The organism is Prevotella sp. P6B1 (assembly GCF_000702825.1).
Taxonomy (GTDB): Bacteria; Bacteroidota; Bacteroidia; order Bacteroidales; family Bacteroidaceae; genus Prevotella.
In genome coordinates this window covers 101,479-116,877 of the sequence record NZ_JNKF01000011.1, presented here as the reverse complement: position 1 = coordinate 116,877, position 15,399 = coordinate 101,479, and the positions used below count along the sequence as shown (strand labels likewise).

The following is a 15,399-nucleotide window of genomic DNA, read 5'->3' as shown; positions in this document are numbered from 1 at the left end:
GTTATTCCTTGGCCTTTGCCACCAGTCGCTTGCCCAGTTCGAAGGCTTTTTCGAGGTCGATGGGGAATTGCGTGTCGCGTACCTCTGCCTTGTGAACCTCGCTGAAAGTGGCGGCATCGTAGCGGTCGTAGTTCGGGAACTGATATGTGTCGTAGGAGCATAGTACTTCCGTAGGGCCGAACACACCGAGTTGCTGGGCAGAGGCGTCCATCAGGATATGATAGTTCATCTGACGATATACTTCTTCATTAGGGCAGTTCATCGTATAGATGGTAGCCGAACAGATGCGCTTCAGTACGACGGGCTTGGAATAGTCGGAGTAGTTGACAGCGGGAAACTCCATTCGCTCCATAAAGGCACGTAGTGCTGCTGAGGGGTAGCCGCAATAGTTGGGTGAGCCGCACGCCAGCACGTCGGCCTCCACGGCTTTCTGGAGTATGGGCTGCAGGTCGTCCTTGAAAGAGCAGACACCCTTTTTGCCGCCCTTGACCTTACAAGCGAAACACGACATACAGCCCTTGTAGTTCAGGCTGCGGTCGTAGAGATTCACCAGTTCTACCTCGGCACCAGCCTCCCTGGCACCATCCATGGCACGCTTCAGCAGCTGTGCCGTATTGCCGTTCTTACGCGGACTTCCATTGATAAATAATGCTTTCATAATTTTTAAAGTTTCAAGTTTCACCTTTGACCTTTAAGTTTTAAGCTTTAAGCCTTTGACTTTTGACTTTAGACCTTTCTTGCTCTCGCTTACTCGCATACTATTGATTTGTATTTATCCTTCGGATAACCCGGCATGGATTGCCAACAGCTATTGAATCAGATCTTCGATCGTCTTTCTGTAGTCTTCATCCTCGGTGGTCATGGTCTGTAGTTTTGCGCATATATGCTTTGCCCTATAGTAACTCGCCAAACATTCCTCGCTTGTAAAGTCATAGAACTCTTCACGGCGCATCTTTTCAAATTCTGTCATCATCTTCTTTCAAGTCTTAATTAAATAGGAATTTACTTGTGAGAGAACTTATGCATGAATAGATAGCATATTGCCGATATAGTTGAACCAAACATAGCCAAAACCATATCCTTTTGTGCATCCCACATGTCACCTTGCTGACCATTGTAATAATCCGCCTCTTCTGAAGTCATAACAATCGTAAGCAACCATTCAAAGAGTTCGTAAATCATACTGCCAGTCTGAACTATGAGCCACGACATAAGAATTGCTGTCAAATTCTTTAATTTGAACCACTCTTTGCATAGATACATAAAAAACGGGAACATTAGCAGACCAAAAGAGAAATGAACAAATCTGTCATAATGGTTTCGAGTGTCTTGAAAGAAATCAGCATTTACGATACCAGCAGCAATACTCCATTCTTTGTATGGCACATAAGAATAAATATAACGGGCTCCAACCACATGTAGTAACGTGAAGAGAACAGTACAAACAAAAGTAAGATTGGTCATGCGTTTTTTTACAATGTCCAAAAGAAGAGGCATCATCAGTAGCACAGTTCCTGCATGTTGAAGGTATTGTTCATGTGGATATATTGGGTTAATACAAGTGATGACAGTAATGACCGCAAGTATTAAGAGAGATGTACATTTTATCTTGTTCATATTTATAAATTCCGATTTATCTGTCTTTTATCTCTATCTTTTTTATCACCTTGGCTGGAACACCGCCAACAATCGTATTGGGCTCTACGTCTTTTGTCACCACAGCACCAGCAGCTACTACGGCTCCATCGCCGATAGTCACGCCTGCAAGGACGGTGGCATTGGCTCCAATCCATACGTTCTTGCCGATGTGGATGGGTGCATAGCTCATGCTCTGACGGTTGGCTGGGTCAAGGTCATGGTTGATGGTTGCCAGCACGACATTATGGCCTATGAGTGCACCCTCGTCAATGGTGATGCCGCCCTGATCCTGGAATTTGCAACCCATATTGATGAACACCCGCTCACCAACAATGGTATTCTTACCGCAATCGGTATGAAACGGAGGAAACATGCCTACCGTCTTGGGCACTTCACGTCCCCAAAGCTGTTCCAGCAAATCGTGCAGCTGCTCTGGAGTATGATACTTTCCGTTAATCTCAGCCGTAATCTTCAGTGCCTCCTGCGACAACTGATGAAACATCATGTGGACATCACCACCGCCAACGACGGGTTTGCCCGATGCCATGTAATCACGAAATTCTTGTATTGTCATTGTTCTTTATTTCCATTTTACCACATCTAAATCAATCTAATACAGATAAATACTTTGAGCGAATAGCCTTTGGAAGTTTCGATGCAATGAGTTGGTATGACTCTTTAATCAACCCCTTTACTATTGCTTCGTCCATTTATATCCTCACAAAACGCCTGGTCTTCGGTCACTTCTGGAAGTGACAACGTGTACTCTCTGACCTCTTCTATATTCATACCCAATCAAAGTTGACTTCTCCAGCACCAATCTCAAAGCTGTATATGCAACTTACCCTCACGGTTCAGTACCGCGATTTTCTCTTCTAGCACCTTGACTACATTCTCTGCCAACGGCTGTTCCTTATATGCCCTTACACTGTGACGGGCTTCAATAGCTTCTTCTAGGGTCATTTCACAAAACATATTAAATCTGGGTGTAAAGATACGAAAAAATGAAGAATTATTGCTATCTTTGTGCCAAGATTTGAGAATTATTAGGATTTGATTCAGAAACAGATATCTACAGAAAATGCTAACGATGGGCAATTGAAACAGCTCTACGAAACGGCATTCCCCAAGGAAGAACAGATTCCCTGGGATGACTTGGTGCGACTAATTGGTGAGATGCATCTTGACTTCACAGCCTATTACGAGGGAGAAGAGTTTATCGGCTTTACGATTGTCTATCCCAGACCCTCGTTGACTTCGTCTTCGTCCGTCGCGACTCAGCCGTGCTCGAGCGAGCTCGGACGGCCTTCGCTGCTCCGTCCGCTCAACTGGTACTGGTATTTCGCCATTAAGGAAGAACTGCGAGGGAAAGGTCTTGGTCAGAAGATTCTTAATCAACTGATAGAACGTTATAAGGGACAGTCATGTGTCCTGGACATGGAGTCACCTCGTCAGGAGTGTGACAACAAGGAGCAAAGGCAGCGCCGCCATGAGTTCTATCTCCGTAACGGGTTCCGCGATACTAGTGTCTATCGCTGTTGGGACGACTTGGAGATGACCATTATGATGATAGGGCCAGGAACGTTCACCCTACAGGATTGGGAGGAGATTGTTGGAGAATTAAGGAAATATTGGACATGGGATAAAAATAAGGATTAACTGCAAAAGGAAATAGAGAGTGGCTTCGCCCGTATGCTAATGATACGCTTTGACATCGAGCATTTGACGGGCAAGGAGGCAATTGAATTGGTAAGACAAAGAAATATATGACAGAAAAAGAGAAGATGTTAGCGGGCGAAATTTATTCCGCTGTTGACCCGCAGCTGATAGAAGAACTAACGGAAGTTAAGGAGATAATCCATGACTATAACCTGTTGCGCCCGTCGGAGAAGGAGGAGGCAAGGGAGATCCTGAAAGGTCTCTTGGGACACATCGCTGATGACAATATTCTGATTAACCAGCCCTTCTATTGCGACTATGGCAAGCAGATTAGTGTGGGCAAGCGGTTCTTTGCCAACTTCAACTTCACCGTGCTCGACGAAGCACGTGTCACCATTGGAGATGACTGTTTTATCGGCCCTAATGTAAGCATCTACACGGCCAGCCATAGTACAGACCCCGTGGAGCGCAACAGCCGTAGAGAGTGGGCAGAACCAGTCACCATTGGCAATAATGTATGGATTGGTGGCAGTGTGACCATCCTGCCTGGTGTGACAATTGGTGACAACGTGACCATAGGTGCAGGTAGTGTAGTGACGAAAGATATTCCTTCGAACTCCATTGCAGTAGGCAACCCCTGCAAAGTAGTAAAGACTATATGACACTACGTGAACTCATAAATTCAGTAGATTCTGAGCAGTACAGCGAATCAACGTTGTACCAGAAGCTACGTGAGACGAAGCCTGAGTATGGTTCCAATAGACGTATTCAGGTTAAGTTGGTAAATGGTGAGGTCGCTATTACCAACGTTCACGTCGGCTCGTTGGGCGATATTCTTACTTACCAGATTGATGTGGCTCCAGACCTGCAGGTTACGAAGATGCAACTGTTGGATGAAATCCTCAAAGAGATGGCATCGAACACCTTCAGCGATGAAGAACAGGCAGAGTTCTGGGATGACTTCGATAACCTGCAAAAAGCAAAGATCGTAAGATGACTGACTACGATTCCATATGGCGCACGCAAGATGAGATTTGAATGCCTAAATAATCGAAGTCATTGACCTTTGTCGCTTAGCAAGGCTAAGAACTTATCTGGCCAACAATAGAAAAAACTATTCACGTTATTCATTTATTCACATGTACAGGAAGGATTTGGCAAAATAAGCTTTGTAGGAAGAGTAGTTAGTATTAAATTATATATATTATATATTATATTATAATATAATATATAATATATATAATTCTTCATTCTTCAACAAACAGATTACAAAAACCTTCTTGTACATGTGAATAAATGAATAGTGTGAATAAACAGCTCAGACTGATCAAAACAGAAGTATAACTTCTGAATGGCAAAAGCGTAACTTCTGGGCATCAGAAGTTACGCTTCTATATACTAAAAGTATTTACTAAATCGACAGCGTTGCCGTAGGCAGATCGCTCTTAATAGTAACCTTCGTTTTACCTTTCTTGATGGTACTGCGGACTACCAGTAGGGCACGTCCTTTCCACGTGGTGACACGGGGTGAGGTCTTAGGCTCGCGATCTGTGAGATCGGCTGTGGCAAAAGCCATCAGGCGGCCTTGGCCCTGGACGATAGCCTCACAGGGGATAGCGGCATCAGGACATACACGGCCCTGAGCATCAACCACCTCGACAGTGACGTAAACAAGGTCCTGACCATCAGCCTTGAGTGCAGGCTTGTCGGCAGTGAGACGCAGCCGAGCAGGCTCTCCGGCCGTGCTCAGCGTGACGCTCTTACCTCCTGCCTCAGCACGCAGTGTTCCTGCCTCGTAGGGCACTGTAAAGACTGCCTTATACTCTGTTTCCTCGCTCACTGCCTTAGTACCAATCAGTTTGTCATTAAGATACAGTTTCACTTCTGGCGCCTTGGTGTAAACTTCGACCTCGATGGGCTTACCTTCCCATCCCTGCCATGTCCAACTCTCCCAAGTGGGCCATACGCTCCAGGATGTCATGTTTATCTTGCCACGGTAGCCATCGGGCTCTTTTACGGCCATGTACAAATCCTTAGAATCGCTCCACAACATCTCGCGATAATGACTGATGGGTTTGCGCCAACCAGTGATATCCACATCGCCACAATAGGCTCCATGCCACTCGGGCACACCACCTTCGCGCCAGCTTTCGCCAGGTGTCTCGCCATCGTAATAGTTACGACCGATACCCGACTCGCCAAGGTAGTCGAGACCTGTCCATACCATGTCGCCCATAACGTATGGATTGTCGCGAACCACTTTCCAGTTCTTGAAAGCATCGCGCGGAAAGCTCTCGGTCTGCCACATCACACGTTTGGGATTGCGCTGATGATCGCTGGCATGCTTATGAATCATATAATTATAACCACCGATATCGAGTACATCGAAGTGTGGATCGTATATTTCCCAATCACTGTCCCAAGCACACAGAGCCTCAGTTACTGGACGTGTAGAATCGTATTTCAGTATAGCCTGCTTCAACAGTTTTGCAGTATGTACCACGCGGATATCCTTGCGCTCTATTACCTCGTTGCCGATGCTCCAACAAATGATGCTGGGATGGTTGCGGTCGCGCACTACCATCGCACGGACATCCTCCTGATAGCAAGAATCAATCAGCGTAGAATAGTCGTAGGGTTTCTTGGCTGTGCGCCAGCCATCGAAGGCTTCGCCGATGACCAGCATACCGATAGAGTCGCAGGCATCTAAGAAGGCACGTGTGGTAGGATTGTGCGAGGTGCGGATGAGGTTAAAGCCTGCATCCTTCATCAGACGCACCTTACGAATCTCTGCAGCATCGAAGGCCATAGCACCCAGCACACCATCGTCATGATGCACGCAGGCACCATTGAGGAGCAGAGGCTTGCCATTGAGCACAAAGCCCTTCTCGGCAGAATACTCTATGGTACGGATGCCATATGTAACGGGCAGCACATCGCCCTCGGCCTCGATAGTAGTATGGTATAGGTAAGGATCATCAGGCGACCACAGGTGAGGGTTCTCTACATGCAGCGTCTTCGAAACAGGTTTGCGCGAGCCATCTTTCATCACAACCTCGGCCTTGATGTTTACGGTATGGATATCGGGCGTTGTAACGCATAGGCTCTCTCTGTCGATGTACTGCTTTCCTTTTGTCACCAGCCACACGTGGCGATAGATGCCCGAGCCAGTGTACCAACGACAGTTGGGCAGCTCTGAGTTATCAACCTTTACCAGCACCTCATTCTGGCGCTTGTCTTTGTGCAAGTAAGGTGTAATATCGACGGTGAATGGCGTGTAGCCATAGGCATGCTGACCAGCTTTGACCTTCGGTCGAGCCTGCTCACACTCGGCTGAGCTGATGTGATCATCGCTCTGCTCTCGCTCAATCACAGCCTTGTGTCCGTTGATAAACACCTCGGCCTTCTGATACACACCCTCAAAGTGCAGTTCTACCGTCTCGCCCTTGGGGGTGGCAAACATCTTGCGATACTCGCCCTTACCACCTGGATACCAACCACCATCGGTGCCATTGGTTGCTTCGGCTGTGGGATCAGAAGCATACGATATAGCCCAATCGTGGGGCAGATCTACACTGATGGTCTTACCCTCGTGGGTAAACTTCCATCCATTATCGAACAGCTGGCGCTGTGTTTGTGCCGAAGCACCAAAAGCCATGAGCCAAAGCCCCAAGGCAAGAAAAATGTTCCTTTTCATATATTTTATGGTCATTGTTACTAATTTTGGGCACAAAGATACGTCTTTTTATTGATAAAAACGACATATAAGAGAAAAATGTACCCAAAATTCTTTACTGACCAGTAGCCTGCTTGTATTCCAGAAGCTTATTCTGGTAGTCGGCGAAGGCATCAGTATGCTTGTCAAGCGACTGCTGGTAGAGTAGCTGGGCTTCAAGCAGGTCGCTCATCTTCGAGGTGCCGGCACGATAGTAATTGCGGTTCAGTCGCAGATTCTCGGTGGCTTGTTCGATGCTACGTTCCGCCAACAGCAGCTGCTGAAAGCTCTCCTCTACCCCATTCCACGCGTTCTGCATACGGATCATGAGCAGTTGAGTATGATCCTCCAGTTGATCAACGGCTTTCTGGTGCTCTATCTTCTTGCGCTTGACGGCATGCGAGCCGCCCCACCAATCGCTGATGGGCACACTAACGGTGGCGAACACCATCCCGAACGAGTGGTTGTTTTCCAACAGATTATGGTAGTTGTAGCCAGCACCCACAGCAACGGTCGGCAGATTCTGACCTACAGCCAGTTTCTTCTGCAGATTGGCAGCCTCGACCTGCTTTTGCAGGAGTTGATACTCCTGCAAACATTGAACATTGAACATTCTTGCGTCCCGTTGGTAGCAAGCGTCCTTCGGCCGAGCGGAACTTTGAACTTTTTCAGACAAGCCTGTTTGGAAGGAAATGGTGAACGACGTGTCGCGAAGCCCGCAGTATTGCGACAACAGCAGACGCACGATAGAGATGCCATTCTGCAACTTCAGGCGCTGGCTTTGGATATCGTTCTGGCGCAACTGTACCTGCAGCAGATCGTTGCGCATAGCCACACCAGCACGCACAGCTACATCCACATCTTTATAGATATCGCGCAACAGGGTATCGACAGCCTCAACAGTCTTCATCTTCTCCTGTAGCGAGACCAACTGCCAGAAATACTGTTCGGCAGTCTTCTCAACCTCGTTCTCCGAGAGCTGTAACTGCAAACGGCTGACATCCTCGCCCACCTTGGCAAGTTTGTTGCCATTGATAATCTGTCCGCCAGCAAATACCGGCTGTACAGCCATCAGCGAGCCGATGGTACCATTTTTCATCATCGAGATACTGACGGGATTGCCCAAGGCTGCGAGTGCTTCAGCAGGCAAAGATGCAGCCAACGAGGTGGCTAATGAAGACGGAATGAATTCAGAGGGATTCATGGTGGTTTGCGCCATACCCTTATTGGCATTAAACCACAGGCCTGTGCCACTCACGCTGGGGAAATACTTGGTAAACGCTTCCTTACGCTGCTGCTTGGCAGCCTCAACTCCGTAGCGGGCACTGCGCACGGCAAAGTTGTTTTGCAGAGCAGAATCCTTTATCTGCTGCAGCGTGAATACACGCTGAGCAGATAAAGGCAAAAAGGTAAAAAGGTTAAAAAGTAAAACACCTAATACCTTACATTTGCACCTTGCTTCTATTTTAATCATCTGTCTCATATTTTTTACCTTTTTACTCTTTTACTTTTTTTCCTTTTTCAAACTTACCTTCCAATAAACTACCGGCAACATGGTGACTACCATGATGAGCGAGCCGATGCCACCCGCAAAGATGGTTACACCCACGGGCATCCAGAACGAACTCTGGGCGATAATCATCGGCACCACACCAACGGCAGTGGTTGCCGTGGTGAGGAAGATAGGCACCATGCGACGCTTACCAGCATCGTAGGCCGCCTGCTTAACAGGCACACCTTTCTTAATCAGGTCGTTGGCATGCTCGAAGATAAGAATCTCATTACGCATAATCATTCCCATCAGCGTGATAAGTCCGAAGATGGAGGTCAGTCCCAAAGCACGGTCCATCAGTCCAAGCCCAATCAGCGCGCCAGGCGTCATCAGTCCCAAGGCTGCCATACAAACGGTGGTGATGCCGTACTTCTTGAAGTTGAACAACAGGAAGAAAAACACGATGACCATCGCAATGATGATGCCACCATAGATCTGCGGCATAGCCTCGTCGCCATATTCTATCTCGCCACCCACCTCGGCACGGACGCCCTGTGGCAGCTTAATATCCTCGTTCATAATACGGGCAATCTCCTTCTCTACAGGTGCCGTAAACACCCCCTGCGCAAACTGGGCAGTAACGGTGATACAACGCTCGCCACCACGATGCATGATGCGACTCTCGCTCCACTTGGGCTGTACCTTGGCTATCTGGCGCAGAGGTACTGTGGAATTGGTGCTATGCAGGCCGCCCGACACCAGCGAAGCCGGCGAAGCGATGCCCAGGTTAGCCACATCCGAGAAGGTCATATCGGTATCGTCTTTTACGACGATAGGCAGTTCGTAGTTGCCCTCCCAGATCTGCCCCACACGCAAGTCGCTTGAAGTGGCACTCAATGCCAACTGGGCGGTAGTACGGGTGATGCCCAACTGCGCCGAAGTTACGGGATCGAGTTCGACGTTGATGATGGGGTACGGCTGCAGATAGTCGGTATGTACCCACTCCAGTTCAGGCATCTTTCGCATGCGTTCCATCAGTCGTTCTGCTACCACATGCAACGAGTCGAGATTGTCGCCATAGAAGCGATACTCCAGTTCGTTCACCTCCAGATAGTCCAGACGCTTGAACTTGACGTAGGCATTGGGGAACGCCTCGCTCAGCTGTGGCTGATATTGCGCCAAGAGGGCGAGCGTAGCCTTATCACTCTTGGTATTGACAATGAACTGGGCATAGTTATTACCAGCCATCTGGGGAGCATAGGCATCCATGAATCGTGGTGACGAGCAGCCGATGAAACCTGTGATACTCGTGATGCGTTCATCCTTTTCAAGCACATGTTGTACTGAATCGGCTATAACCTCAGTCTCGGCCAAACCCTTGCCTTCGGGCAGGAATATCTCTACGGCAAACTGATCGCGATCGGCGTATGGGAACAGACGAATCTTCAGTGTGGGAGCAATCAACGTAGAGAGCAGAATCACACCAATACCACCCCAAATCGTCAACCACGGATGGGCGAAAGTAAAATCAAGAACATTATTATAAGTGCTTTGAACCCAATTAGTTATCGCATTCCCATCAACGCTCACTTTATCCGGTTTGATAATACGTGTCTCTAAGAACGGGATCACCGTCACAGCCAGCACCAGCGACACCATGAGGTTGATGGTGATGGTAACGGGGAAGTCCTCCAGACAGTCGTGGAACATGCCCTTCATCGTTATCAGGAACGGATAGAAAATGGCGCAGATACAGATAGTGGCCAGCAGCATGGGCATGAAGTACTGACGTGCCGACTCGATGGCAGCATCGTGAGGTTTAAAGCCTTTACCCAAGTACTCCAGATAGCCATCGATGACCACAATCGAGTTATCGACAATCATTCCCAATACCACAATGAGTGCAGCCAGCGTTACGATGTTGAGCTCGATGCCCATCATATACATGATAGCCACACTGACGAAGGTACTCAGCGGGATGGTGATAGCCGACACAACGGCCGAACGCAAGGGGAACAGCACCATCATGACCAGGATAATGATAGCCATAGAGATGAGCAGGTCGCGTAGGAAATCGCTCACACTCATAGCCACCACTTTGGGTTTATCAGCAATACGAGTCACCTTTACATCCTCAGGCAGTTCGTTCTGACAGAACTCCTTCAGTACTTTATCAACCTGCTCGCCATACTGCACCACATTATTGCCAGGCGTCATCTCCATCGACAGCAGCACGCAAGGATGGCCGTCCTGTTCGATACGACTCGACATGGGTTCGTACTCGCGCACCACACGCGCCACATCGCGAACACGCGCCACCTTGCCCGTTGCCGGGTCGCTGAAGATAATCTGGTTGGCAATCTCCTCCTCGCTATTCTCCTGAACCTCAACGTGGATAGGTATCTGCTGGTCGTCGTCGCTGATAGCGCCGCTCATGGTGGTGATGCCTTGGGCCTGTAAGCGTGAGAAGAGCATCTGCTGACCAATGCCATAGGCCTGCAGGCGCTGGCGATCGATATAGAGCGATATCTGCTCTTTCTGTTCGCCAAACAGTTTCACGTTGGCTACCGAGGGGATACGGCGCAGACGATCGCTCAGGTCGTCGCTGTACTGTTTCAGTTCGCGGTAGCTACGCTGGTCGCTCTCAATGGCGATGAGCAGTGCCGAAGTGTTACCAAAGTCATCGTTCACCACGATGGCCAGCACACCACTGGGCAGCTGTGCCTTAAAGCCGTTCAATCCGTGTTTGATTTTGCTCCACACCTCGTCCTTGTTGTTCACATCATCGTTCAGTTTCACCATCACGATACACATGCCATTCTGACTCTGCGTGGTGGTTTTAACACGGTTCACCTCGCCATAAGTAAACAGATAGCGTTCCAGCGGACGGGCCACCTGCTGTTCAACCTCCTCGCTGGTGGCACCAGGATACACAGCCACAACCACCCCTTGACGGATGGTGGCATGGGGGAATTCGTCCTTCGGCATGATGTACATGCCGTAGATGCCCATCACAAACAGGATACCCACGATGAGCAATGATATCGAGTAATGCTCCAAAGGCCATCGGAGCCAGTTCACGTTCTTCATTTACAATTTAACAATTTACCATTTACCATTTAGTACACCACCTTGGTGTTTTCACTCAGTTTCTGATAGCCCTCGGTCACCACACGATTACCATCGCTGATGCCAGTAGTCACCACGATGCGATTGCCAGCTGTCTCACCAGTAGTTACCGTCGTGCGATGAGCCGTACTATCGCCAGCTACCGTCCATACGAACAGCGTGCCGTCGGCCTTGCGCTGCACAGCCGTTACAGGTACCGAAAGCTTCTCGCTCTGCACTTCGCTCTTCTCACTTCCAAAAGAAACCGAAGCCACCATACCTGGCAGCAGCTTACGTTCGCCATTAGCCACCAGAATACGGATATCATAGGTATGCGTGAGCGCATCGGCCTGCACACCTTTCTCTATGCGGCCACCAGTAAAACCGCCATTCACAGCCTCGACCTTAATCTTAGAAGAGGTGTTGGCACCAATGCCACTGATTTCGGCCTCGGGGATGGCTACCTTAACCTTTACGGACGATATGTCGAGAATGCTGACTACCGCCTGCGAAGGCAATGCCGTCTCGCCAGCACCAACCAAGCGCTTGCCTACGATACCACTCACAGGAGCCACCAGTCGGCAATCGGCGAGGTTCTTACGTGCCACCTCTAATTGCGACTTGGCCTGAGCCACCTTGCTCTGTATCTCAACCCACTGCACCTCGGGCAGCGATCCGTTGTCGTGCAGCATCTTGTAACGCTCCAAGGCATCGTTGGCCTGCGTCATCTGTGCCTCAGCACCATTTAATAGGTTACGCGCCTGCGTATCGTCCATCTCGGCTATCAACTGCCCCTTAGCTACCGACTGGCCTTCGTTCACCAGCATACGCTTGATAACGCCCATGCCTGTAAAACTAACAGCGGTAGCCTCGCACTCTTCTACCATACCCACGTATGTTTGACCGCCCAGACTTCGGGCTGTCGACACCACTTCTGTCATCACTCTCGTAGGAGCCTTTGCACTCTGCTCCTTCTTACTTGTGCAGCTGCTTACCACAATCACCGAAAGCAGCATCAAAATACTCTTCTTCATAACAACATGTAAAATTTGGGGGCAAAGATAGTGCAAAATCAACCATTATCTATGTTCTATTTCGCCACATTTATTATCAAATCAGCCTTCAGCGTCCAAATAGAACATAAAAAACGCTAAATAAAACACCAACTATGCGAAATAATGACTATTTTTGCCACATGAAACAGCAAGAAGAAATTACCATTCAGTCATTGGCTAACAATGAGGACATACAGATTGGCTATTCGGACAACGAGATAGTCATTGTTGACGGTATTCAGCAATTCACACAGTTAAACGCTGCTCATGTGGCCATGAATGCCATTGTTATCTGCACCAGCGGCAAAGCACAGGCGCAGATGAACGGCAGGCAGATGGAGCTGCATAGGAACCAGGTAGGCATCATACCGCAGAACGTGACGGTGACCGATGTGATGATCAGTCCCGACTTCGATCTGAAAGGCTTGTTTCTTACCAATCGTATCCTACGCAGTTTTCTGAACGAGAAAATCAGCGTTTGGAACGACATGATGTATATCCATCGCCAGCATATCGTAACGATGGACGAGGATGAGATACTCTTCTACACCCACTTCTACGACATGATAATATTGGCCATCGAACGAGGCAAGGAGAATCCGTATCACACTGAAATCATCCAGGCCTTGCTCCGTTCGGCCATCCTCGGTCTTTGCGGTGCCATGAAGTGGATGCTATCAGCCGAAAACCAATTATCAATTGCCGATAATCAATTATCAACTGGGAAAAGTCACTTCCAGCGGTTTCTCGACTTGCTAAACTCTACCGACGTAAAACGTCGCACGGTAGAGGCCTATGCCAACGAGCTCTGCATCTCACCCAAATACCTCACGGCTATCTGCAAAAAGAATTCTGGAAAAACAGCCAACGACTGGATTACGGAACAGGTATTAGAGGACATACGCTATTACCTCAAGCAGACCGATCTCAGCATCAAGCAGATTTGCGACCAGTTGGGATTCCCTAACCCATCGTTCTTCGGCAAATATGTCAAGGACCACTTCGGCATGACTCCTATCATGTTCAGGAATAGCTGAAGCAGTCCTTGATAAACTATTATTCAATAACCGACATTCTCATTTCAATATCATCTACAGGTCTGTCGGCACGTCCTGTAGCTGCACTTTGAATCATTTCAACCACATCGAGACCTTCCTCTACCTCGCCAAATACGGTATATTGCCCGTCAAGATGGGGCGTGCCGCCAACAGTAGAGTAGATTTTCATCTGTTCATCAGTCAACCCCAACTTCCCTACTTTGCTTTCTGCTTCTGCAACCAGTTTGTCCTGCAGTTCCTGAAGTCCTTCACGATTCCTGTCACGGCGCATCTGCATAATCTCTGCACGATGCTCGGCAGCCAGCGCATTAAAGACATCCTGCACTTTCTGCATTCTCAGCTGCTTGGCGAACTGACGAAGCTGACCCTCGTTGTACACATCGCCCCAGACAATATAGAACTGCGAACCGCTACTACGGCGCTCCGGATTCACCTCGTCGCCCTGACGTGCTGCAGCCAATGCCCCACGCTTATGCAATAAGCCATCCTTTATCTCTGCTTCGAGGGTGTAGTCAGGACCACCAACGCCCAGCATCTTGCCTGCAGGTGCGCCTTTGGAATCAGGATCACCACCCTGAATCATAAAGTTCTTAATCACACGATGGAACAAGGTACCATCATAATAACCATCCTTCGCCAACTTCATGAAATTGTCGCGATGGATGGGAGTCTCGTCGTACAGGCGAACCACGATGTCCCCCAGCGAGGTCTGAATCTTTACTTTTGTCATAAACTATCTTATAATTACTTTGATGAATACAATTTGGCAACCAAGGCACCACTGATGTTATGCCATACGCTGAACACGGCGCCAGGGATGGTGGCTAAAGGATAGGCTGCGAAATGCAATACTGCCAATGATGATGCAAGTCCGGAGTTCTGCATACCCACCTCGACGCTGAGCGCCACACACTTGGGTTTCGCCAGATGCAGCAGGCGACCAGTCAGGAAACCGATGCAAAGCCCCAGGAGATTATGAATCATCACCACCGCCATCACCAGCAGACCAGCCACCATCAGACGGTCGGCATTATGCGATACGATAATACCCACCAGCAGCGCTATCACTATCGACGAAAACGCAGGCAGATAAGGTTTCACACGTCTGGTCAGATCAGGAAGGAAACGCTGGCAAAGCAGTCCGCACACGATGGGAGCAATGACTACATAGACGATACTCATAAGCATGCCCAGTGTATCCACATCGACCATCGTTCCTGCCATCAGCCAAACCAGAAGCGGCGTCAACAGGGGTGCCAGCAGCGTTGAGGCAGCTGTCATGCCTACAGAGAGCGCCAAGTCGCCTTTTGCCAGAAAGGTAATGACATTGGATGCTGTGCCACCAGGGCAACAGCCTACCAGAATGACACCGATAGCCAACTCCTCGGGCAGCGAGAAAGCCCACGTAAGTGCGAGAGCCAGCAGAGGCATCACCGTGAACTGTGTCAAACAACCGATGAGTATATCCCTGGGGCGACTCAACACTACCTTAAAATCCTGCATAGTAAGTGTCAATCCCATTCCAAACATGATGACACCCAACATAGGATTAATGACCCACGTGCCGATCCATGAGAGCGAAACTGGTGCCATCAGCGCCACTGCTGCCACAAGCAGCACCATCACTCCCATCCATCGGGCTATAAAATCACATATTTTTCCCAGTTCTCCTGA

General features: G+C 48.9%; 15 protein-coding genes and 1 pseudogene. 5 read left to right on the top strand and 11 right to left on the bottom strand.

Annotation, left to right across the window (positions count from 1 at the left end; translation table 11 throughout):
• Window position 1: 1 nt before the first annotated feature.
• The 5 genes from T495_RS0104485 to T495_RS15550 all read right to left on the bottom strand — a co-directional run bounded on the left by T495_RS0104485 (window position 2) and on the right by T495_RS15550 (window position 2,601).
• Window positions 2–658, bottom strand: a complete 657-nt coding sequence (locus T495_RS0104485) for a flavodoxin family protein (RefSeq protein WP_033147777.1) — start codon at window positions 656–658, stop codon at window positions 2–4.
• A 150-nt stretch (window positions 659–808) separates the two neighbouring features.
• On the bottom strand, window positions 809–973 hold the full coding sequence (locus tag T495_RS15790; protein ID WP_155993442.1) for a hypothetical protein: 165 nt from the start codon (window positions 971–973) through the stop codon (window positions 809–811).
• Window positions 974–1,002: 29 nt separating this feature from the next.
• Window positions 1,003–1,617, bottom strand: coding sequence for a DUF2238 domain-containing protein (locus tag T495_RS0104480; protein WP_033147776.1), 615 nt, complete (start codon window positions 1,615–1,617; stop codon window positions 1,003–1,005).
• A gap of 16 nt (window positions 1,618–1,633) precedes the next feature.
• Window positions 1,634–2,212: a DapH/DapD/GlmU-related protein gene (locus T495_RS0104475; RefSeq protein ID WP_033147775.1), complete on the bottom strand. Its 579-nt coding sequence runs from the start codon at window positions 2,210–2,212 to the stop codon at window positions 1,634–1,636.
• Window positions 2,213–2,460: 248 nt separating this feature from the next.
• Window positions 2,461–2,601, bottom strand: coding sequence for a nitroreductase family protein (locus tag T495_RS15550; RefSeq protein ID WP_081773315.1), 141 nt, complete (start codon window positions 2,599–2,601; stop codon window positions 2,461–2,463).
• A gap of 90 nt (window positions 2,602–2,691) precedes the next feature.
• Between T495_RS15550 and T495_RS16125 the strand changes: the two genes are divergently transcribed.
• The 4 genes and pseudogenes from T495_RS16125 to T495_RS0104460 all read left to right on the top strand — a co-directional run bounded on the left by T495_RS16125 (window position 2,692) and on the right by T495_RS0104460 (window position 4,294).
• Window positions 2,692–3,297 (top strand): GNAT family N-acetyltransferase, encoded by a 606-nt coding sequence (locus T495_RS16125; protein WP_033147774.1) that lies wholly within the window; start codon window positions 2,692–2,694, stop codon window positions 3,295–3,297.
• Window positions 3,298–3,408: pseudogene (locus T495_RS15780) on the top strand (nitroimidazole resistance protein NimJ); the annotation flags it as partial. It lies immediately after the preceding gene.
• The gene (locus T495_RS0104465) at window positions 3,405–3,959 is read left to right on the top strand and encodes a sugar O-acetyltransferase (RefSeq protein WP_028903514.1); all 555 of its coding nucleotides are present in this window, start codon (window positions 3,405–3,407) and stop codon (window positions 3,957–3,959) included. The pseudogene T495_RS15780 and the gene T495_RS0104465, both read left to right, overlap by 4 nt.
• The gene (locus tag T495_RS0104460) at window positions 3,956–4,294 is read left to right on the top strand and encodes a hypothetical protein (RefSeq protein ID WP_028903513.1); all 339 of its coding nucleotides are present in this window, start codon (window positions 3,956–3,958) and stop codon (window positions 4,292–4,294) included. The genes T495_RS0104465 and T495_RS0104460 overlap by 4 nt, the downstream gene beginning before the upstream one ends.
• A 414-nt stretch (window positions 4,295–4,708) precedes the next feature.
• Here T495_RS0104460 and T495_RS0104455 read toward each other — a convergent pair whose 3' ends face one another.
• The 4 genes from T495_RS0104455 to T495_RS0104440 form a co-directional block, all read right to left on the bottom strand.
• The gene (locus T495_RS0104455) at window positions 4,709–6,994 is read right to left on the bottom strand and encodes a glycoside hydrolase family 2 TIM barrel-domain containing protein (RefSeq protein WP_051651894.1); all 2,286 of its coding nucleotides are present in this window, start codon (window positions 6,992–6,994) and stop codon (window positions 4,709–4,711) included.
• A 94-nt stretch (window positions 6,995–7,088) separates the two neighbouring features.
• Complete coding sequence (locus T495_RS0104450) at window positions 7,089–8,417, bottom strand: TolC family protein (protein ID WP_051651851.1); 1,329 nt, start codon at window positions 8,415–8,417, stop codon at window positions 7,089–7,091.
• Between the two features lie 99 nt (window positions 8,418–8,516).
• Complete coding sequence (locus T495_RS0104445; RefSeq protein ID WP_033147771.1) at window positions 8,517–11,594, bottom strand: efflux RND transporter permease subunit; 3,078 nt, start codon at window positions 11,592–11,594, stop codon at window positions 8,517–8,519.
• 29 nt (window positions 11,595–11,623) lie between these two features.
• Window positions 11,624–12,646 (bottom strand): efflux RND transporter periplasmic adaptor subunit, encoded by a 1,023-nt coding sequence (locus tag T495_RS0104440; protein ID WP_033147770.1) that lies wholly within the window; start codon window positions 12,644–12,646, stop codon window positions 11,624–11,626.
• A 161-nt stretch (window positions 12,647–12,807) separates the two neighbouring features.
• On the opposite strand from T495_RS0104440, the gene T495_RS0104435 reads away from it, so the two are divergent.
• Window positions 12,808–13,704: an AraC family transcriptional regulator gene (locus T495_RS0104435; RefSeq protein ID WP_033147769.1), complete on the top strand. Its 897-nt coding sequence runs from the start codon at window positions 12,808–12,810 to the stop codon at window positions 13,702–13,704.
• A 19-nt stretch (window positions 13,705–13,723) separates the two neighbouring features.
• On the opposite strand, the gene T495_RS0104430 is transcribed toward T495_RS0104435, so the two are convergent.
• Window positions 13,724–14,455, bottom strand: a complete 732-nt coding sequence (locus tag T495_RS0104430; RefSeq protein ID WP_033147768.1) for a peptidylprolyl isomerase — start codon at window positions 14,453–14,455, stop codon at window positions 13,724–13,726.
• 14 nt (window positions 14,456–14,469) lie between these two features.
• A complete protein-coding gene (locus tag T495_RS0104425) occupies window positions 14,470–15,390 on the bottom strand; it encodes a bile acid:sodium symporter family protein (protein ID WP_197020354.1) in 921 nt (306 codons plus the stop codon).
• Window positions 15,391–15,399: the final 9 nt, after the last annotated feature.